Consider the following 20521-nt stretch of genomic DNA (forward strand, 5'->3'; position numbering starts at 1 on the left):
CACTCATTACGGCAGCCGCTCTGCATTGCTCACGGCACCCCCGCCATCATCGCGGGGGCGCTCGCCGCGTTCGCTGGACCGCAAGCTTCTTACGCCCTGCTCGCCGTTGTGTCGGGAACCGCCGCCGTCCTCACGGTCGGCACGCGATCGCGTCGGTGATCCTGGACGCCGTCCTCATCGCCATGCTGATCGAAGGTCGCTGCTCGGGGCTTTGGGCCGTGCCCGCGTAACACCAGCAGAGCACGCCTAGTTGGCGCTTGATGACCGCTTCGACCGCCAACCGTCCTCCCGGGGCTTGCCGTCGTGGGAGAGCATTGGTAGGCATATACCCCACCGGGGTATCCAATCCGGTTGGTGACGAGCCGAAGCCATGAAGGGAGCGGGCACGATGGACGTCGAGGGGTTTGCCGGGGACGGATACGGCGAGGTGCGCAAGGTCTTTCAGCGACTGGTGGACGATGGTCTGGAAACGGGGGCCGGCCTGTCGGTCTGGCGGGAAGGGCGTGAGGTCGTCCGGTTGAACGCCGGGTGGGCCGATGCCGGTCGAAGCCGGCCCTGGCGCAGCGACACCTTGGTCCAGCCCTACTCGTTGTCGAAGGCGTTCGTCACGCTCGCCGTCCTGGTGGTGGTCCGTGACGGCGCGTTGGCGCTGGACGAACCGATCGCCCGGTACTGGGGCGCGTACGGGGGCCAGGGCAAGGAGCGGACCACCCTGAGACAGGTGCTCACGCACCGGGCGGGCCAGCCGCGTTTCGCGCCCGAAGCCGCGGGGCTCGACCTGCTGGACGACAGCGGGCTGCGGGAGAGCCTGGCGCAGGCGGCTCCGGAGTACGTTCCCGGGACGTCGCTCGGAGAACACGCCCTGACCTACGGCCACTTGGTCGACGGCATCCTGCGCGCGGGCGCCGGGACGACGCTGGGGGAGATGTTCAACGACGTGGTGCGGCCCGCGCTCGGGCTCGACGCCTGGTTCGGCGTGCCGGATCAGGCGCTGGACCGCGTCGCCGACCTCGAGTACGCGAACCCGGACTGGCCGCGGCAGCTCCACGCGGCACCCTGGCTCCAGATCCCCGCCGGTGTTCTGGACACGGAGCGCGCCAACTCCCGGGCCTGGCGGCAGTCGGTTTTCGGAGCGGTCAACCTGCACACCACCGCAACCGCGATGGCGGCGTTCTTCTCCCGTCTCACCAGCGAGGACGGACCAGTACGAGAACTGCTGGGGCCGCAGCTGCACACCGAGCTCCTCACCTCCCAAGTCACCGACTACGACGAGGTGTTCGGCACCAGGATCACCTGGACGCTGGGTTTCGTACGAGACAAGGGAAAGATCGCCAAGGGCGGGATCGGCGGCTCGGCCGCCTGGTGGTCGCTCCGGCACCAACATGGCTGCGCCTATCTGACGCGTCGCTTGGACGACCACTCCAGGGCTGCCCAGATCGCCGCGGCCTTGGACGACGACCTGACCGTCGTGGGCGAGGACTGAGCAGCCCCGAGCCCAGAGCGGAGACCGCACCAGCCTGGGCATCACCGACTTTGTGTGGGCCGATACGGCACCAGACCTGTTCGGAGGGCCACGGCCACGGCGGTTGTGCGGTTACGGCAGTTCAGCTTGGCGAAGATGTGAGCGACGTGGCGTTTGACCCCGTGCTCCGATATGCCCATGTCGCGAGCGATCTGACGGTTGCTCATGCCCGCCGCCATGCCGCTTAGCGTTTCCACCTCCCGCGCGGTGAGCGAAGGTGCGGAGATTTCCGAGGCGGCCGAGTTGCCGGCCAGATGGAGCAGTTGGCGAACAGCGTGCCGGGAGACCGCGACCGTCTCGTCGGCTCGGTGGGCCAGGGCTTCGGCCACCGCCGGGCCGCGAAGATCCTCGCTATGCACGACGGCGTCCAGGGGAAAGCCCAGCAGATCCTCGAATCGTTCGCGCGTCTGCATACGCAGGATCATGACGACGTGCGTGTCCTGCCGGGTCAGCAAGTCCACGAGGGGCGCTACATCGTGATGGTTGACCTCGGAGGAGACGACCAGGGTCAGTGGAGCGCCCAGACCGCCGACGGGAATGCTCGCCGAGGTAGCGACCGATGTCACTGGTGCGGATGGGCTGGTTTCCTCCAGGGCCCGTCGGATCAGGATCCGGGAGGTGGGGTCGGGATCGATCAGAAGGATGTGGCCGTCCGAGCGGTTCTTCGCTGGTGGGCCGTACTGCTCGGACGTTGTGTTGCGGCCCCCCGTGGCCGCAGTCATAAGCACTGTGCCTGACGACAACAGGAACGGTCTTCCCCCACGACGATGTCCCTCCCGATAGACAACGAACAATGCTTGTCATCGGAAAGTACTATCGATCGCCGTATTTACATAGTCAAGCAGTTTGAAGCGACCCGCCACCCGGCCGCCTCGGGGGAAACGGCCGGGTGGTGGGCGTTGCGTGGGCGTCTGATGAACGCCGCTTGACCTGGAGCGCCAGATGGCAGGCAGTGCCGGGTCAGTGTGCGAAGACCGGTCCTTGCGACGGGTCGGGGCGCCCACGCGGGAGTAGCAGCGCGCCGGCGACAGCGGCGCCCAGTGAGATCACCGCGCAGGCCAGGAACGCGCTGTCGAAACCGCTCACCGACGGGGCCGAATTCCCTCCGGTTTCCAGACTCGCGCCCGCGACCGCGGCCACCACGGCCACGCCCAGGGCGGCGCCCATCTCATGACAGGTGTTCACCAGGCCCGAGGCGAGCCCCATGTCCTCGTGCGGCAGGTCGCTCATCGCGCTGGTGGTGGCTGAAACGAACCCGGCGCCCAGGCCGATCGCGACGAGCAGGAAGCCGGGGAGCACCTGGGTCCATGCGCTCCCGCTCTCCTCGACCCGGGACAGCAGCAGGCTGCCAGCGGCGCCGAGCACGAACCCGGTGGTCGCCACGGGGCGCCAGCCGAACCTACCGATCGCCTGCGAACTCAGGTGCGCGGCGAGCGTGATGGCGACCGCCACAGGAAGGAAGACCAGCCCGGTCTTGAGGGCGCTCAGCCCCAGGACGTGCTGCAGGTAGAGCGAGCAGAGGAAGAACATGGAGATCAGGACGCCTGATGCGGCGAGCATGACCACGCTGCCGCCGACCAGGTTGCGGCGCGTCAGCACGGAGAGCCGGACGAGCGGGGCGCGGACCGACTTCTCCACCGCCACGAACACCCCCGCACAGACCAGCGCGCCTGCCAGGGGCAGCAGGCTCGAGGCCGAGCCGAAACCGTGGTCGCGGGCCTGGACGAGTCCGTAGATCAGCAGACCGGGCGCGGCAGTCATGGTGAGTGCGCCGGCCAGGTCGATGCCTCCGGGGGAGTCCCGGCGGTGGCCCTCGGGGCTCTCCGCGTTCTCCTTGAGCACGATGGCGACACAGACGAAGACCGCCGCCCCGATCGGGACGTTGATGAAGAACACCCACTCCCAGCCCAGGCTGGTGGTCAGCAGACCTCCGAGCAGTACTCCGAAGGCGGCACCACTGCCTCCGATGGCTGCCCACACGCCGAGCGCGCGATTGCGCTCGGCGCCATGGAACATCGACGTGATGATCGCCATCGCGGCGGGCGACAGCATGGCTGCGCCCACACCCTGAGCGGCGCGGGCGGCGATCAGGGTTCCGCCGTCCTCGGCCAGACCGGACGCCAGGGACGCAGCGGTGAAGACGAGCAGTCCGGCGAGGAACATCCGTTTGCGGCCTACGGTGTCACCGGCGCGGCCGCCGAGCAGCAGCAGACTGCCGAAGCACAGGGTGTACGCGGTCACAGCCCAGGTCAGTTGGCCGGCAGTCAGGGCGAGTTCGTCGCCGACCGTGGGCAGGGCGACGTTGATGACGGTGACGTCCACGATGAGCAGGAACTGAGCCATGCACAGCAGAGCCAGCGTCGCCCAGCGGCGCGGGACAGGCGGGTGGATTTCGTGCTCATGGTGCTGCGCTCCTGCGTGGGCGGGGCCGTGGGGTGGGCTCTCCTGGGTCACCGGTGCTCCTGATCTCTAACAGTTCTGTAAGGGTTACCGTAGCGAGGTCGACTCCTAAAGTGAACAGTGATGTAAAGATTCCTCCGGCTGTCGTGCCGGGTTGATGCCGTCCTGGTCGCCGGCATCCGCGACCGCTTGCCGGCGTGCATGGTGTTGCGTCCCGCCTTGGGCAAGGTCGGCCTTGCCCGTTTCAAGCGACCGTTTTAGATTGAGGTCATGACTGAGAAGGGCGCGGCCACGCCTCCGGGCACCAGGGACCGGATTCTCGATGTCGCTGAGCGGCTGTTCGGTGAGCGTGGTTACGCGGCGACCTCGACTCGCGCGGTGACCGAAGCCGCCGGCGCCAACGTGGCCGCGGTCAACTACCACTTCGGGTCGAAAGAAGGCCTGCTGCGTGCGGTGGTCGGACGGGCCATGCGGCCGGTCAACGAGGAGCGGCAGCGCCTGTTGGACGATTTCCTCGCCGGCGAAGCCAAGCCCGAAGTGGCCGACCTCGTCGGTGCCTTCGTTCGTACGGGCGCAAACCTGACGCGGCAACGGAGGGACGGAACGCCGGCTGTCGTACGCCTCCTCGGTCGCGTGATGGTGGAACCGGACCCGGAGGTCCGGCACTTGTTCGCCCAGGAAGTCGAAACGGTGGAAGGCCGCTATCTGGAGGAGTTGATCCGAGCCCTGCCCGCGTTGTCGCCGGACGAGGTCACCTTCCGCTACCGCGTCATGGTCGGTCTCCTCGCCCTGCATCAGGCGGGTGCGCTCGCCGACCTCGCTCCGCACGGTGCTGCCGCGCGGTCCGCTCCCGAGCCGACGGAGCCGGACAGGGAAACGGAGCGACTCGTGGGCGCTGTGCTGGCGGTCTTTCAAGGCGAGTAGAGCGGTACGGGCCCAGCGTGTTGGTGTCGCGTCCTGTCGTACCGCGCCCGATTTTCGTCAGAGGTCGAGCGAATGGCCTGCTTCGACTGCTCCCGCCATGATTTTCGCCGCGTAGTCGGTATCCGTGTACTCCCTGATGGACGCTATGCGGTCCCCTCGGACCTCGTACACGTGCGAGTACTGGTTGTTGTAGACCGCGCCGTGGAGCAGTCGGCCGTGGCTGACCGCCTCCGCACAGACGACATCGCCTTCGGCGACGATGCGGGTGATTTCTGTCCGAGGCTCGCCCGCTTCGAAGATCGCGAGCATGGTCGGGAGAATCCGCTCCAGGACCACCTTCTTCTCGTGTGAGCCGGCTCCCGGAATATCGCGTGCGCACACCGTCCATGTCGCGTCATCCGCGAGGAGCGCATCCAGCCCGGCGAGGTCCTGACGATTGAGCGCGTCGATGAAAGCGCGAACCGTTTCCTTGTTCTTCTCGATGTTGCCCTGCGGAGTCAAGGCGATTACCTCCCGTGGTCGTTGGTGCTGCGCACCTGGTTGCGGCGCTCGACGCGCCTCCCGTACGGTAGTTCAAGCGATCGTTTCAATCAATCGTTTACATCGGCAGGCCGCCGCCTCACTCGGGCATGGCCGCGCAAGGAGCGAAACATGGAGAAAGCGCAGGGGACGACTCCGTCTCCCGTAGCGAGCGCGCCGCCCGGACTGGCGCGACGGCGGTTCGTTCTGGCCGTCATGTGTGTGGCCCTGATGATGATCGTCAGCATGGTCGTCGGGCTCACCGTGGCGCTGCCGGGCATTGCCGGAGACACCGGAGCCAGTCAGGCCGAGTTGCTGTGGATCATGAATTCCTACGGTCTCGTCTTCGCCGGATTCCTGCTGCCCGCCGGAGCCTTGGGCGATCGATACGGTCGCAAGGGCATGCTGCTGGCCGGTGTGCTCGTCTTCGGAGCGGCGTCGGCGGCGGCCATGTGGGTGGACGATCCGAGCGTGCTCATCCTCTTACGGGTGGTGGCCGGTGTGGGATCAGCCATGATCATGCCGATGACGCTCTCGATCGTCACCACCATCTTTCCGTCGGAAGAGCGGGCGGGGGCCGTGGCGATCTGGTCGGCGGTGGCCGCAGGCGGCGCGCTGATGGGTCTGTTGATCTCCGGAGCTCTGCTGGAGGCGTTTTCCTGGAGGTCGACCTTCGGGGTGAGCGCCGGACTCGCAGTCGTGTCCGGGGTTCTCGTTCTCGCGGCCGTTCCGACCTCGAAGGATCCGGACGAGACCCCCGTGGATGTGGTCGGCGCACTGCTGTCGGTCGTCGGGCTCGTGGCCATCGTGTACGCGATCATCGAAGGCCCCGAGCGCGGCTGGACCGATATCGCCGTCGTGGTGGCGGCGGTCGGTGGTGCCGCGGCTCTGTTGGCCTTCGTGCTGTGGGAGCTGCGTGTCGAACATCCGTTGCTCGACCCCCGGTTCTTCCGTATCGGAGCCTTCGCCGCCGGTTCGGTCGTGATCGTCATGGCGAGCGTGGCAATCTTCGGCCTGTTCTATGTGATGCTGCAGTACCTGCAGTGGATCAAGGGCTATTCGCCGCTGGTCGCGGGCCTTGCCCTGATGCCCATGACCGTCGCTGTCGCTGTGGTCTCGCCCGCCGCTCCCGTTCTCGTACGGCGCTTGGGCCTGCGGGTCGTGATGACGGTGGCCATGACGATCATGGCCGGGGGTATGGGAGTTCTGGCCACTCTGGACAAGGACTCCACCTACCTTCCCGTGCTGTTGGGCACGTCGGTCGTCGGTGCGGGGATCGCCATGTGTCTGGCCCCGGCCACCGACTCGATCGTCGCCTCCCTTCCGGCCTCGAAGCAGGGCGTGGCGTCCGCGGTGAACGATGTCACCCGCGAAGTGGGCGGAGCATTGGGCATCGCAATCCTCGGCAGCGCTTTCAACAGTGGTTACCGTTCCGGTGTCGGTGAACGCAGCGACTCGATCCCTTCGGAGTCGCTGGCTGTGGTGCGTAACTCCATTGATGCCGCGCTGGCCATCGCGGAGCGGATCGGCGGAAGCGCCGGCGCCCGGGTGGCTGACGCGGCCGGTTATGCCTTCGCCGACGGGCTGGATCGGGCGATGCTCGTTGCCGCGGCGTTCGTGGCGGTCGGTGCGGTGGCCGTCCTGCTCCTTGCTCCCGGCAGGGCGGAGAGTATTCGCCTCCAGGAGAAGCAGCCCGGCTGACCGACAGCGTTCGATGATGGCCTACCTCGTCGGCGGCCAGGATCCGGAGTCAGATCGACATCCCGCCGTCGACAGGGAGCACAGTGCCTGTCACATAGCCGGCCTGATCGGATGCGAGATACGCCAAGGCCCAGGATATTTCGGCTGCGGGGGCGAAGTATCCCGCTGGAATGATGTCCTGGAGTCGTTCGCGCTGCTCATCGGGCAGGGCTGTGATCATTCGGGTTTCGGCCACGGGAGATATCGCATTGACGGTGACACCGAATCGCACCAGTTCTTTCGCCACCGTCTTGGTGAGACCGATGATCCCCGACTTCGCGGCGGAGTAGGCCGTCTGACCGACGTTGCCGTGCATGCCGGCGTACGACGTCACGTTCACCACACGGCCCCAGCCTTGCCGACGGAAGTGCGGAACGCTGGCACGAATGAAGCGGAAGGGACCTCCGAGGTGCACTGCGAGCACCGAGTCCCAGTCCTCGTCGGCAAGGTTCCAGATCATCCTGTCCCGGAGAATTCCTGCATTGTTGATCAGGATGTCGATCCGGCCGGTGTCCGAGATGACATCCGACACGACGGTGTCGACCTCCTGTGTGCGAGTGACGTCGACTTCCGCGAAACGGGCACCGTCCAGGCTGTCGGCCGCTTCCTTGAGCCGGGCCCCGTCACGGCCGACGAGCCATACGACGGCTCCCGCGGAGTGGAAGAACCGGGCCGCGGCCAGGCCGATGCCCCGGCCGGCGCCGGTGATGAGCACCGTCCGTCCGGTGAAGTCATAGGTGACGTGCAAGAGTTGTCTCCTTGCCGGGTGAGGATCACGTCTCTTGGATGACGAAGTCTTCTGGCCCACACCAACGGACCAGGGCGGCCCCGTAGTTGAGTCCGCCGCCGAACGCAGTCAGCAACGCGAGTTGGCCTGCAAGCAGCCGGCCCGAGTCGACCGCCTCCCGCAGGACGAGAGGAACGGACGCGCCGGAGGTGTTGCCGATGCGCTCGATGTTCGTCAGTGTCTTGTCGCGCGGTTGGCCGAGCGCGTCAACGATTCCGTGCACCAGATTTCGGTTGGCCTGGTGCAGGGCGAAGAAGTCGATGTCGTCGAGCTCCAGACCGGCCTTCAGCACGAACTCTCGGATGAAGTCAGGTATGACGCCGAGGACGAACTCCTTGATGTCGTTTCCCCGCATGGTCGTGAAGTTGTCCCCGAACGCGGACTTCTTCGGCAGCCCGTTCCGGTCCGTGCGTAACTCGCGGGCTGCGTACACCGACGAGTAGTGATCGGGGTCACTGCGAAGGAGGACGTCCCTCATCCCCTTTCCTGGGAGCGTCGGCTCCAGGATGTAGCAGGCCGCCGCGTCGCCGAAGATGACGCCGACCGTGCGATCCTCCGGGTCGAAGAGCTTCGATCCCACATCCGTGAGCACTACGGCAACACGCGGATAACCACCGGAGGAGACGTACTTCGCACCGATGTCGAGTGCGAATACTGCTCCAGGACACCCTCCGCTGTTCACGTCGAAACCTGGAGTGGGCGGCATACCGGCCTTGTGCATGATCGCGGCCGCGGTATTGGGCAGCATATGGTCGGGCGTGTAGGTGCTGCAGATGACCAGGTCCACGTCGCGGACGTTGATGTTCATCTGGTGGCAGGCGTCGGCAAGGGCTTTCGCTCCCAGATCGGACGACCACTCGTCGGGCGCGGAGAAGCGGCGTTCCTCGATACCTATTCGTTCGCGAATCCATTCATCGTTCGTCGGAAGTGTCCGCGCCAGCTCGGCGTTGGTGACGACACGGGCCGGGAGGTAGCGGCCGATCGCTCTGATTCCCACCCCTGGCTGGCTCTCCGTTTCGTACAGTGAATGCCTCGCCATGGAGTAATTTCCTTTCCCGAGCGGGTATCGTGCGACAAGTCATCAGGTCTGGTGCACGCGATAGAGCGGAAAGTAGGATTCGACCCTTCCTTTTGAGTAGTCCCCAGCGAGCTGCTCGACGTCGTCGAAGTCGTAGATTCCGGCCGGATCGACCGAGGGAATCCAGTCCGTGCGCTCCTGCTGGTCGCGTATGGTCGCGCAGTCGTCGTATCGCCAGACATGTGTGTTCACGTGGAGGTGCCGATTGATGCACTCGCTTGCCCGCAGATTGTAGGTTCGCATCCCCTGCTTCCAGCCGACGGTGGTGATGACTCCTTGCCTAGCCATGGCCTTGACCGTTGCCTTGTACAGCGGTGCCCCCATGTTGTCGACGAATATGGCCACGCCGGCCCCGTCGCTGAGTGCGTTGATCGTTCTCAGAAATTCCTTCTCGGACGTGCGGTAACTCGCCACTGAGGCGGGATCGCTCGGCGGGTTGTCAGGATCGTTGGTCAGATGAGGGAAGAGCCGCCGGTCCACTCCGGTGATGCCGAGCCTGTCGAGTTCGGCCAGCCGGGCATTGCTCCCGGCGGTCATGGCGACCCGGAACCCGGCGCGCTTGGCCAGTTGCAGCTCGGCGAGCACGACGCCGCCGCCCCACCCGAAAACCAGGTGGTCGCCGGGGTCCTGGCCTTCCATCTGTGTCGACCAGCAGCGGTGGGCGATGCGCCAGTTGTCCCAAGCGGTGAAGTAGCGCGCGTATGCCGCCCACTGCGGGAGCGAGTACTTGCTGTCCTCGGGAATGGGCAGGAGGAGTTCGGAGTCTATCTTTGTGCGCTTCGCCAGGAGCCCAACGGTCCGGGGCGCCTCATAGGCGTAGACAAGTTCCGCATAGCCATAGCGGTCGCGCTTAGAGAAGGGCATCACCATGCAGATGTCTCCTTCTTGGAGGGAAGCAGACGTGCCCGGGTTCAGGATCCTCACAATGCCGAGGTTTCCCAGAACCACCTTTTCCTCGTGCCGGAGACGGCAGACATCGATCGGCCTTCGCGACCTGGCATGCTCAATGTTCGCTTCCCATGATCCGTACAGGGGCTCGACCAATGCTTCGTGGTCTCTCGGTTCGACGAAGGAAAACGACTCTCGGTGTAGAGTCCCGGTCGGTCGAGTCTCCGCGTCGGCGGTCTCCGGACCGGCATGGAGCACCCAAGCATCAGTGTGGATCACGTTCGCCTCCTCGTCTCCTGAAATGACCGTAGCGATGAATGCGTGACAGAAGCAACAGGTCCTCAAATTTTCTACGACGTTGTAGTTCTACGAATTCGTAGAAATTCATCTGCCTATTGCGGCGGTTCAGACCTCGGGACTAGAGTCGCCAGGCATGGGAAACGGTCGCGTATCTCAAGTGCTCGCCCGACAATACGATCGCATTTCTGAAAGACTTGAAAGAGGCATCGGTGGGCCCCAACTGCGCACCACTCTCGTGGGTGATTTGACCGGTCGGGTGGTGGAAATAGGTGCGGGCACCGGACGTAATCTTCCGTACTACAGCAAGGCTGACCACGTCGTTGCCGTCGAGCCGTCCTCCGGGATGCGCTCGCAATTGATGGGGAAAATAGACAGCGCGGCACCAGCGGTCGAAGTCATCGATGCGACGGGCGAACGTCTCCCCTTTGAGGACGAGGAATTCGACGCCGCCGTCTCCTTTCTGCTTCTGTGCGTGGTGGACGATCTCGACGGCGTGCTGACCGAAATTCACCGAGTCCTGAAGCCTGGAGGAAGGTTGTCCTTCTTCGAGCATGTCCGTGACGTCGGCAGACGCGGCCGGACCCAGGACCTGACCAGCCCGCTGCTCCGGCGCGTGCAGTTCGGCTGCCGTCCCAACCGGCGGTCGATCGAGCGCATGCAGGCCCTGGGATTCGAGGTGCAGGTTTCCGATCCGCCGGTGCCGATCAAGCCCAGGCCCCCCTTCAGCGGGCCCTACTTCACCGGAACGGCGATCCGCCGGTGACGGGGGCGTCAGTCTTCTCGAAAGCGCTGGCCGAGGTGCAGTTCCGAGTGCCGTACAGCAGTGCGTCCTCCTATCACGAGTACTACGGGAAAGGGGCGCCGCCGTGGCGTCTGGGCCGCGGCTGCGGCTGGCAGACCTTCGAGGTCGCGCGACTCGTGGAGGAGCGGTGCGGCGCTCGCCCGACGCATCTGTATGCGGGAGGCCACTCGCCGGCGATGTACTTCGGAGAGGGGGAGATCACAGTCCTCGACCCCTATCTGCCCCATCTCGAACCGCTCCGACTGCGCCGCGCGGACACGGTGTCCGGAACGGTGCGGGCAGGTACGGACGCCTATCCGCTCAGGGTCCGCGCCGACGGGACGCCCGCGCCGTCACGGTTGAGCGCGACGTGGTGGGTGGGCGACGGGGTCTTCCTCCTCGAGTACTCCCGATACAGCCCCCGACGATCCGCCATGGTGACGCATCGTGCATTCACCTTTCATCTGGGCACCGAACTTCCGGCGTTCCCAGTGCCGTCGGGGTTCGCACGACGACTTCTGCTGGAGCCCATGCAGAACAACCTCTCCATCCGCGCCCTGCACCGTCAGGAACTCAGGATGGGCGAGCTCGTCCTGCCGTTCGGCGGACGACCGCGGGACCAACTGGTGGACCCCGCCTTCCTGATCGCCAAGGACAACCAGGGCCGGGTGAGCAGAGCCGGGACACCCGCGTTCGACCGCGTACTGGAGCTGATCGCCGACGCGGTGAAGGGCACACCTGCCGAGGTCACGGAGTTCGTCATGGATGCCGCGGCGATCTACCACCGGGTCGTACCGCTCGACCAGAAGTGGCCCGAATACTCAGCGGAGGACGAGTGACAACGAGCTTTTTCCTGGCCGGCGTCATGCAGGGAAGCCGCCGCGACATCGATGCCGCCGACCAGTCCTACCGTCTCCTGCTGCGCAGGATGATCGAAAGACTCCGCCCCTCCGCCGTGGTGCACGACCCCCATGAACTGGTGTTGCGGCGCTACGGCGACCGCGTAACCGAGATCCGAGGGGCACTCGCGGCCGCCACCGACGCCCCTGTCATCGTCCGCGAGCACCTCGATCCCGAGGTGCTCGAACTCCTCGACGTGTTCCACGAGATGGCCCGGCTCGCCTCGGCCAGCGACATCTGCGTCGTCTGGCTGCCCGGACACGAACCGAGCATGGGCACCGCCGCCGAAATGTACGGCGCCTTCCAGGCGGGACGGACCGTCGTCACGATCACGGAGATGCGCTACAACGTGGCCGTTCTTTCGTGCTCGACGGTGATCCTTCCCGACCTGGCAGCGTTCTCCAACTGGCTTGCGAAGGACGGTGACTCGTTGTGCACGACATCGTGACGTCGGCTTTGCGGGAGGAACTCTCCGCACTGAACGGCGGATTCGCCCCAGCCGTGCGGGAACTCGCCAGGAAACGCCCCGATGCGGTCGCCATGACGTTCCTCGACTACGAAACCGACTGGGCGGGCCGGACGACGCGATTGACCCGCGGTGATCTCGACAGCAGAGCGACCGCGATGGCCGGACTGCTGCAGAAGCTGGCGAGTCCAGGTGACCGGGTGGCCATTCTCTGTCCCAACGGACCCGAGTACGTGGCGGCCTTCATGGGCTGCCTGTACGCCGGGCTGTTGCCCGTAACCCTGCTGCCGCCCGAGCTCCAGCGCCGCACCGAGCGGCTGGCCCCCACCCTCGCGGACTGCGCACCCGCGGTGGTCGTCACGATCAGCCGGCATCAGGACTCGGTCGCGGAGGCACTCGCCACGGTCGGCGGCTCAACATCTCGTGCGCATATCGTCCTCGCCGACCAAGTGGACGATGCGCACGCGGCCTCGTGGATCCCTGTGGACACGGATCTCTCCGGCACCGCCTACCTCCAGTACACCTCCGGCTCGACGAGGAATCCGGGCGGCGTCGAGGTCACGCATCAGAACATCGCGGTGTCGGTCGCCCAGCACGTCGACCGCCAACGGGTCGACGAGCACTCGACGATCGTGAGCTGGCTCCCGTTCTTCCACGACATGGGGCTCGTTTTCGCGTTGATCCTTCCGCTGGGTGTCGGGATTCCCGCGGTGCAGATGACCCCGTACGCCTTCATCCAGCAACCGCTGCGCTGGCTAGGGCTCTTCGGCGAGTACCGCGGGACACACACGATGATTCCCAACTTCGGCCTGGACGTGTGCGTGGACGCGATCCCCGAGGAGGACAGGCCGGGCCTCGACCTCTCGTCCATACGGTATTTCGGCAACGCCTCCGAACCTGTCCGGGCGCAATCGCTGGAGCGCTTCACCGAGGCGTACGCCCCGCACGGTTTCCGGCATACCGCCCACTCGCCCTGCTGGGGTCTGGCCGAGGCCACTCTGATCGTGACCGGGATCAGCGCAGAGGCCGAGCCGGTGGTGAGCAGCTTCGACCGTACGGCACTGGCCGCAGGCCGCGTCGAACCGTGTGCAGACACCGACCCGGCGGCACGCCCTCTCGTGGGATGTGGCGAGGCCTTCCAGGGACAGGACGTCCGCGTCGTTCATCCCGCCACGGGGCAGGAGGTACCCGTCGGCGAGGTGGGCGAACTGCTCGTCCGCGGCGGCAATGTGTGCCAGGGGTACTGGCAGCGCGCGGACAGCGACGAGACGTTCCGCAACGTCCTCGACGGCGAGGCCCACTGGCTGCGCACCGGCGACCTCGGCTTCTTCCACGGCGCCGAACTGTTCATCGCCGGCCGGACGAAGGACATCGTGATCGTCGACGGACGCAACCACCACGCGATCGACATCGAGGTGACGGTCGAGCAGGTCAGCCCTGCGGTGCGGCGGGGGCATGTCGCCGCCTTCCCGGTCGAGACGGGGGAGCGTGAACTGGCCGTCGTGGTCGCCGAGTTGCGTCCCGATGCCACCGTCGACCCGGAGGACCTGCGCACCGCGATCCGCGCCGCTGTGGCGGACGCGCACCACATCGATCTGCACGACGTCGCTCTCGTCACCCGCGGCACCATTCCCAAGACCTCCAGCGGCAAGCTCCGCCGCCGTGTCTGCCGGGACATGTACACCGGCGGGGAGCTCGCAGCGCAGATCGTGGCTGCCGATCGGACGCCTTCATGACGGAACTGCGGCAGTGGCTGGTGGAGCGGCTCGCCCGGCTGTGCGCCACCGAGGCCGACCGGATCGATGTCGACCGGCCGTTTCGGGAGTACGGACTGACGTCGAGGAACCTGGTCGCCCTGTCCGGCCAGCTGGCACAGTTCCTCGGCAGGGCCGTCGCCCCGACGATCATCTGGGAACACCCGACGGTACGTCGGCTGACCGACCACCTGGACGGCACCGCGCAGCCTGCGTCGAAGCTCCGGCACGGCGAAGCGGCCACCACCGTCCGCCCCGGCGAGACTGCCGATCGTGCTCTCGCCGTGGTCGGTATCGGTTGTCGGCTGCCGGGCGGAATCTCCACACCCGACGGGCTCTGGGAGTTCCTCCGAGCCGGTGGTGACGCAGTCCGTCGGGTACCGGAGGACCGATGGGAGGCATACCGCCTGGCATCCCCGGCACATGCCACGGTGCTCGACCGCACTACCCAATTCGGCGGCTTCCTCGACGACATCGATGGATTCGATGCGGAGTTCTTCGGCATCTCTCCCGCGGAGTCCGCCGAGATGGACCCGCAGCAGCGGATGTTTCTGGAGGTCGCCTGGGAGTCCCTGGAACATGCGGGGATCCCGGCGGACACCCTGGCGGGCAGCCGCACGGGGGTGTTCGTCGGCGCGAGCGGGGACGACTTCGCGCGTCGACGCATGGAGGACCTTCAGGGCATCAACGGCTGGTCGCTGCCGGGCACGACCCTCAGCGTGATCGCCAACAGGCTGTCCTACGTTCTTGACCTGTGCGGCCCGAGCCTCACCGTGGACACCGCCTGCTCGTCCTCGCTCGTCGCTCTGCACCTGGCGGCCCAGAGCCTGCTCACGGGCGAGAGCGAACTCGCGATCGTCGGTGGCGTCAATGTGCTGCTCTCGCCCGGTGGAACGGTGTACGCCGACCAGGCGTCGGCGTCCTCACCCACCGGACGCTGCCGCCCGTTCGACGCGGACGCGGACGGGATCGTACGCGGCGAAGGCTGCGTGAGCGTCGTACTCAAACGGTACGGCGACGCGGTGCGGGACGGCGACCGGGTGCTGTCCCTGGTACGCGCCACCGCCATGAACCAGGACGGCCGGTCGAACGGACTGACAGCGCCCAGCCCCGCAGCGCAGGAAGCTCTGCTCGCTCAGGTGTACGCCAGTGCCGGCATCCCGTCGACCGCGGTGGCTTATGTGGAAGCGCACGGCACCGGCACCCGCCTCGGCGACCCCATCGAAGCCGGTGCCCTGGGAAACGTCCTGGGGCGTGACCGGCCGCAAGCCGCCCCCTTGCTGATCGGATCGGTCAAATCCAACCTCGGCCATCTCGAAGCCGCCGCCGGTCTCGTGGGCCTGGTGAAGAACATCCTGGCGCTGCACCACGGACGGATTCCCCCCACTCTCCACTACACGCGGCCCAACCCCGCCATCGAACTGACCGGCCTGGGGATGGAAGTGGTCTCGCGACTGACCGAATGGCCCGCGGGCGACGGCGAACGCGTGGCCGGTGTCAGTTCCTTCGGCATCGGCGGGACCAACGCGCACGCCGTTCTCTCCGACCTGCCCCGACCCGTACGCCCGTGACTGCGAGGTGTTCATGAAGTTCGGACTGCTTTCCGTCATCACCGACTTCTCCATCGACCCGAGAGAACTCGGACGCCAGGCGGAGGAGCGCGGCTTCGACTCCCTCTTCGTACCGGAGCACACGCACATGCCCGTACACATCGAAAGCCGGCGGCCGGACGGCGGACCGGTCGTCCCCGAAGCGATGCAGGGCCTCGACCCCTTCACGGCGCTGTCCGCGATCGCCGCCTCGACCTCCCGACTGCTCATCGGCACCGGGATCTGCGAGGTCCCGACCCGCGATCCGATCATCCTGGCCAAGCAGGTTGCCAGCCTCGACGTGCTCTCCCAGGGCCGGTTCCTGTTCGGCGTCGGGACCGGCTGGGTACGCGAAGAACTGCTCAACCACGGGGTGGACCCCGCCACCCGGACCGCGCGCCTCATGGAATACCTGGAGGTCATGCGGACCATCTGGGCCGACCACGAGGCCTCGTTCGCCGGAGAGTTCGTCAAGTTCGATCCCATCGTCTCGCTGCCGAAGCCGGTGCAACGACCGCATCCGCCGATCCTGATGGGGCTGACCGGAACCAGGGCACTGGATCGCGTGACAGCGGCCCGGGCGGAATGGATGCCCATGTACGGCCTGGAAGGCGAGGGCCTGGCCGAGCGGATCGCCCAGCTCAACGAGCAGGCCGCCGAGTTGGGGCTCGGACAGGTTCCGGTCACGGTCGTGGAGGTTCCGCCGGAGGAAGAGGCGGTCGCCCGGTGCATGGAGGCGGGCGTCAGCCGGTGCGTCTTCACGCTGCCTCCCGGCGAGAGGGAGGACGTGCTGCCACTCCTCGACTGGTACACGGAACTGAGCGAACAGGCCGAGTACCTGTGATGAGTGAACAGATGCCGGCCGCGCGCCCGCTGCTCTTTCCCGTGTCGTGCCGCTCCCTGAAGGGGATACGAGCCAGGGCCGCGGGTCTGTCCGATTGGCTCACGGGTCCTGGGGCCGATGCCGACCTCGCCGATGTGGCCCACACACTGGCCCGACGTCGCTCCCATCTCCCCGTGCGGGGCGTGGTGCTGGCCCATGACCGCCATGAGCTCATGGACCGGCTCCACACGCTCGCGGCCGGCGAGAGCGGGGAAGGCATCGTCGCTGCGGAGGCAGCGCGACAGGGAGCGTCCGATGTGGTCTTCGTCTTCTCCGGATATGGCTCGCAATGGGACGGCATGGGCGGCGGCCTGCTCGCGGAACCGGCCTTCGCCGCCGTGCTGGACGAGCTAGAGCCCATCTTTCGTGCCGAAGGCCGCGGTTCGCTGCGTCAGTTGCTGACAGGGACCGACCTCTCGCAGGCGGATGCCTCGTTCGTACAGCCCGCGCTGTTCGCCATGCAGGTGGGGCTCGCCGTGGTCTGGCAGGAGTATGGCATCAGGCCTGCTGCGGTCCTGGGGCAGTCGATGGGGGAACTCGCCGCCGCCGTGGTGAGCGGCGGGCTGTCCCTCGCGGATGCGGCACACGTCATTCTGCGGCGCTCCGAGGTCATGCAGCGCCGCATGTTCGGTCTCGGCGCCACTGCCGTCGTGGAGCTGCCCGCTCAGGAGGTGGAGCGGCGGCTGAGGGCCGGTATCGATCTCGAAATCGCCGTCTACAGCTCGACGCGAGCCACCGTGGTGGCGGGCGACCGGAACGTCATGGAGGACTTCCTGTCGTCCTGCGAGGCTGACGGCATCGCAACGTATCCCGTCCGCGGAGGTCACGCCGCCGGGCACAGCAGGTTCGCCGACCACGTCGTACCGGAGCTGACCGCCCTCCTCTCGGATGTGAACGGCACGACGCCCTCGGTCCGCTTCTATTCCACGACCTTGCCGGACCCCCGCTCCACACCGGCCTTCGACGGCGCCTACTGGGCGGCCAACGTCCGCCGTCCGGTCCGGCTCCTGGACGCGGTCAACGCTGCCGTGGCGGATGGTCTGCGCACCTTCATCGAGGTCGCCCCGCACCCCGTCGCCGTGCGGTCCCTCGCCGACACCCTGGCCGACAACGAGGTGAGCGGCGTCGCCGTCTGGGAGTCCCTGCGCAGAGGGCAATCGGCAGGATCCGCCGTACTGTTCGGGCTCGCTCGGGCCCACTGCCGGGGCCTCGACGTGGACTGGGCGCGGTTGTATCCGTCGGGCCGCCTCGTGGATCTTCCGTCGACGCCTTGGGACCACGGGCAGCGTCAACCGGTGACCGGCCGCGTCGCCGTCGCGGCCGAACGCACTCACCCGCTGCTGGGGGTGCACGTCCGGCTGCCCAGCACGCCGGCTCGGCACATCTGGCAGACGACCCTCGACACCTCGCGCCTCACCTGGCTGGCCGACCACCGCCTCGATGAGCTTCCTCTCCTTCCCGGCACCGGCTACTGCGAAATGGCACTGGCCACGGCGTGTGTCGCGTTCGAGGCGAAACCGGAGGACATCGTCCTGACAGAGGTCGCCTTCCGGAGGCTGTTGCCCCTCGCTTCACCCGTGACCGTGACCACGTCTCTGACCGTCACCGGGGCAGGCGAAGGAGAAGTGGAGATCGCCGGCCGGCAAGGAGACGCGGACATCGTCCACGCGACGGCGAAGGTCGCCGTACGGACACGGGAACCAGCCGACACGGACACACTGGACCCGAATGGCCTGTCCGGCCCTTTCCTCAGTCCCGCCGAGGTCTACTCTCAGCTGCGCGGCGCCGGTCTCCACCACGGTCCGGCGTTCGCCGGCCTCACCGGGCTCTCGGCCACCGGGGACCTGACTCTCACCAGAGTGAGCCGCCCGGCTGCCGCGCAGCCCGACCCCCGGATGGGTTTCCATCCCGCTCTGCTCGATGCCTGCCTGCACGGAGTGGCCGCGGAGCTGGTACGTGACACCGGCCAGGCCTGTCTGCCCGAAGGCGTCGGCAGCGTGAGGCTGACCGGTGAGCTGAGCGACAACGTCGTATGCCGAGCCCGGGTCCGAACCGACGACCGTGGCTGCACGGCCGACTTGGAGGTGTACGACGAGGACGGGCTGCTCGTGGCAGAACTTCTCGGAGTGGCGTTTCGGTACATCGACGAGGATGCCTTCCCCGCCTCCACGGACGGACTGCTCTACACGCTGGAGTACGAACCGGTACCCCTGCCGACTGAATCCGGGTCGCCGCCGACGGGCACCTGGCTGGTGTGCGGCGGCGGCGCGGAAGAGGAGTTCAGCGCGCAGCTGCTCACGCAGATGGAGCGTGCCGGCCTTCGGCCGACACTGCTCGACAGCGCAGACCACTCGGAGTGGACACTCGAGACCGAGACGGATGCACCGGCTGTACAGGGTGTGGTACTCCTCGGCTGGGAGACCGGCCGGACAACCTCGGACGGCCCCGATGCGACGGTCGGCGCCGACCGTCGCCTGCTGTCCATGGTGCAGCTCGCCGCAGGACTGGTTCGCAGCTCCGAGGCGGCCGGATCACCCCGGTTGTACGCGGTCACGCGTGGTGCATGCCCGCCCACCGGAGAGATTCCCTTCGACCTCGCTCAGAGCGGGCTGGTCGGACTGACCCGGTCGCTGCGCGCCGAACGGCCCGAACTGAGGCCCACCCTGGTCGACTTGGACCCGCAACCCGACCCCGTCCAGCTGGTACGGGAACTGTGCTCCGCCGCGGCGGACGACGAGGTGGTGTGGCGGGGCGGGGTGCGCCACGTGGCCCGCCTGAATCCGATGAAGGCCGATCGCCCCGCAGCACCCGAGCGCACGGTGGTGCGGCCGGGCGGAGGCTATGTGGTGACGGGAGGCACCGGGGGACTCGGGCTCGCCACCGCTCGCTGGCTGGCGGAACGAGGCGCCGGCTGTGTCGTGCTGAACGGGCGCTCCGTTCCCGGACCCGACACGGCCCGCGGCATCGAGGAGATCCGAGCCACCGGCACCCGCGTCGTGGTCGTTCTCGGCGACATCGCGGAACCGGGCGTCGCCGACCTGGTGATGAGGGCGGTCACGGAAGTCGGTGCCCGGGTCCGCGGAGTGGTGCACGCCGCCGGCGTACTCGACGACGCCCTGGTGACAGACCTCGACGCGGAACGCATCGGACGGGTGTGGTCGGCGAAGGCCGTCGGAGCCTGGCGGCTCCACCTCGCCACACCGGAGGACGGTGTGGACTGGTGGATCGGCTACTCGTCCTCCGCCGCACTGCTGGATGCCCCCGGTCAGGCCAACTACGCCGCCGCCAACGCCTGTTTGGACGCGATCGCCTGGTGGCGGCACGCGCACGGACTGCCCGCGCTCTCCGTCAACTGGGGGCCCTGGGCCGAGATCGGGGGAGCCCGGGAGTCGAGCGTCGGCGGGCTCGGGAAAATACGCCCGCGGGAGGCGTTCACCGCCCTGGAGGAACTGCTGGCCCACGGTTGCACCCAGGCAGGTGTCGTGCGTCTCGGGCGCGACTTCTCGACCGTGTTCCCGGAGATCCGCCGCTCGTCCTACTTCGCGCGGATCGTCGCGGGACTGGCACAGGACCTGGCGGACACGGCCCGGTTCGACCGGCACCGCCTCCAGGCAATGAGCCTGGAGGCGGTGCGTCATGCGGTGACAGGGAGGCTCACCGAGCGGATCCGCCCGCTGCTCCGCCACCGGACCACCAGACTGCCGCTCGGCACACCCCTCGTTCATCTGGGGCTCGACTCCCTGGCCGCCGTGCGGATCAAGAACGCTCTACGGGACGACTTCGGCCTCGACATCCCTGTGTCCCGTCTTTTGCAGGGGGTGAGCGTGACAGCGCTGGCCACCGAAATCGTCGCCGGTCTCACCGACCAGGCGAAGGAGCCGACGGAACCTGCAGCCGGCCAGGCCGAGCGGCGAATCCGAAGCCGTCGTACACGCACGGCACAGCAGGCACGAAGGAGGCGGCCTCAGTGAACGTCGGACCCGCGCAGGA

16 protein-coding genes are annotated in these 20521 nt (G+C 67.2%); 10 read left to right on the top strand and 6 right to left on the bottom strand.

Translation table 11 applies throughout. The annotated features are described in order from the left end of the window. Positions 1–388 precede the first annotated feature (388 nt). Positions 389–1483, top strand: a complete 1095-nt coding sequence (locus tag QF035_RS47030; protein ID WP_307528270.1) for a serine hydrolase domain-containing protein — start codon at positions 389–391, stop codon at positions 1481–1483. Between the two features lie 41 nt (positions 1484–1524). Here the strand turns inward: QF035_RS47030 and QF035_RS47035 are convergent, their stop codons facing one another. After that, the gene (locus QF035_RS47035) at positions 1525–2244 is read right to left on the bottom strand and encodes a helix-turn-helix transcriptional regulator (protein ID WP_307528272.1); all 720 of its coding nucleotides are present in this window, start codon (positions 2242–2244) and stop codon (positions 1525–1527) included. Positions 2245–2482: 238 nt separating this feature from the next. Continuing rightward, positions 2483–3976, bottom strand: coding sequence for an MFS transporter (locus QF035_RS47040; RefSeq protein WP_307528274.1), 1494 nt, complete (start codon positions 3974–3976; stop codon positions 2483–2485). Positions 3977–4192: 216 nt separating this feature from the next. Between QF035_RS47040 and QF035_RS47045 the strand changes: the two genes are divergently transcribed. Further along, entirely contained in the window at positions 4193–4846 is a 654-nt protein-coding gene (locus tag QF035_RS47045) for a TetR/AcrR family transcriptional regulator (RefSeq protein ID WP_307528276.1), read from the top strand. A 57-nt stretch (positions 4847–4903) separates the two neighbouring features. Here QF035_RS47045 and QF035_RS47050 read toward each other — a convergent pair whose 3' ends face one another. Next, positions 4904–5347: a nuclear transport factor 2 family protein gene (locus QF035_RS47050; RefSeq protein WP_307528278.1), complete on the bottom strand. Its 444-nt coding sequence runs from the start codon at positions 5345–5347 to the stop codon at positions 4904–4906. Positions 5348–5371: 24 nt separating this feature from the next. On the opposite strand from QF035_RS47050, the gene QF035_RS47055 reads away from it, so the two are divergent. Further along, complete coding sequence (locus QF035_RS47055) at positions 5372–7066, top strand: MFS transporter (RefSeq protein WP_307528280.1); 1695 nt, start codon at positions 5372–5374, stop codon at positions 7064–7066. 49 nt (positions 7067–7115) lie between these two features. Here the strand turns inward: QF035_RS47055 and QF035_RS47060 are convergent, their stop codons facing one another. From QF035_RS47060 to QF035_RS47070, 3 genes are read right to left on the bottom strand one after another with little or no spacing between them, the layout of a single operon-like run. Beyond that, the gene (locus QF035_RS47060; RefSeq protein WP_307528282.1) at positions 7116–7913 is read right to left on the bottom strand and encodes an SDR family oxidoreductase; all 798 of its coding nucleotides are present in this window, start codon (positions 7911–7913) and stop codon (positions 7116–7118) included. Beyond that, positions 7879–8931 carry a 3-oxoacyl-ACP synthase III family protein gene (locus QF035_RS47065; protein ID WP_307528284.1) on the bottom strand — a complete coding sequence of 351 codons (1053 nt, stop codon included), beginning with the start codon at positions 8929–8931 and terminating at the stop codon, positions 7879–7881. The genes QF035_RS47060 and QF035_RS47065 overlap by 35 nt, the downstream gene beginning before the upstream one ends. 42 nt (positions 8932–8973) lie before the next feature. After that, positions 8974–10137: a zinc-binding dehydrogenase gene (locus QF035_RS47070; protein WP_307528286.1), complete on the bottom strand. Its 1164-nt coding sequence runs from the start codon at positions 10135–10137 to the stop codon at positions 8974–8976. Positions 10138–10291: 154 nt separating this feature from the next. Between QF035_RS47070 and QF035_RS47075 the strand changes: the two genes are divergently transcribed. Genes QF035_RS47075 through QF035_RS47105 form a run of 7 tightly spaced genes read left to right on the top strand, consistent with a single transcriptional unit; the run spans position 10292 to position 20502 of the window. Further along, positions 10292–10921, top strand: a complete 630-nt coding sequence (locus QF035_RS47075; RefSeq protein WP_307528288.1) for a class I SAM-dependent methyltransferase — start codon at positions 10292–10294, stop codon at positions 10919–10921. Continuing rightward, positions 10918–11778 carry a hypothetical protein gene (locus QF035_RS47080; RefSeq protein ID WP_307528289.1) on the top strand — a complete coding sequence of 287 codons (861 nt, stop codon included), beginning with the start codon at positions 10918–10920 and terminating at the stop codon, positions 11776–11778. The genes QF035_RS47075 and QF035_RS47080 overlap by 4 nt, the downstream gene beginning before the upstream one ends. After that, on the top strand, positions 11775–12287 hold the full coding sequence (locus tag QF035_RS47085; protein WP_307528291.1) for a hypothetical protein: 513 nt from the start codon (positions 11775–11777) through the stop codon (positions 12285–12287). The genes QF035_RS47080 and QF035_RS47085 overlap by 4 nt, the downstream gene beginning before the upstream one ends. Continuing rightward, positions 12272–14041: a fatty acyl-AMP ligase gene (locus tag QF035_RS47090; protein WP_307528292.1), complete on the top strand. Its 1770-nt coding sequence runs from the start codon at positions 12272–12274 to the stop codon at positions 14039–14041. Before QF035_RS47085 ends, QF035_RS47090 begins: the two co-directional genes overlap by 16 nt. Beyond that, positions 14038–15630, top strand: a complete 1593-nt coding sequence (locus QF035_RS47095) for a type I polyketide synthase (RefSeq protein WP_307528294.1) — start codon at positions 14038–14040, stop codon at positions 15628–15630. Before QF035_RS47090 ends, QF035_RS47095 begins: the two co-directional genes overlap by 4 nt. Before the next feature lie 13 nt (positions 15631–15643). Continuing rightward, complete coding sequence (locus QF035_RS47100) at positions 15644–16492, top strand: LLM class F420-dependent oxidoreductase (protein ID WP_307528296.1); 849 nt, start codon at positions 15644–15646, stop codon at positions 16490–16492. Beyond that, positions 16492–20502: a type I polyketide synthase gene (locus QF035_RS47105; RefSeq protein WP_307528298.1), complete on the top strand. Its 4011-nt coding sequence runs from the start codon at positions 16492–16494 to the stop codon at positions 20500–20502. The genes QF035_RS47100 and QF035_RS47105 overlap by 1 nt, the downstream gene beginning before the upstream one ends. The last annotated feature ends 19 nt before the right edge of the window (positions 20503–20521 follow it).

The sequence above is a fragment of the Streptomyces umbrinus genome (assembly GCF_030817415.1).
GTDB lineage: Bacteria > Actinomycetota > Actinomycetes > Streptomycetales > Streptomycetaceae > Streptomyces > Streptomyces umbrinus_A.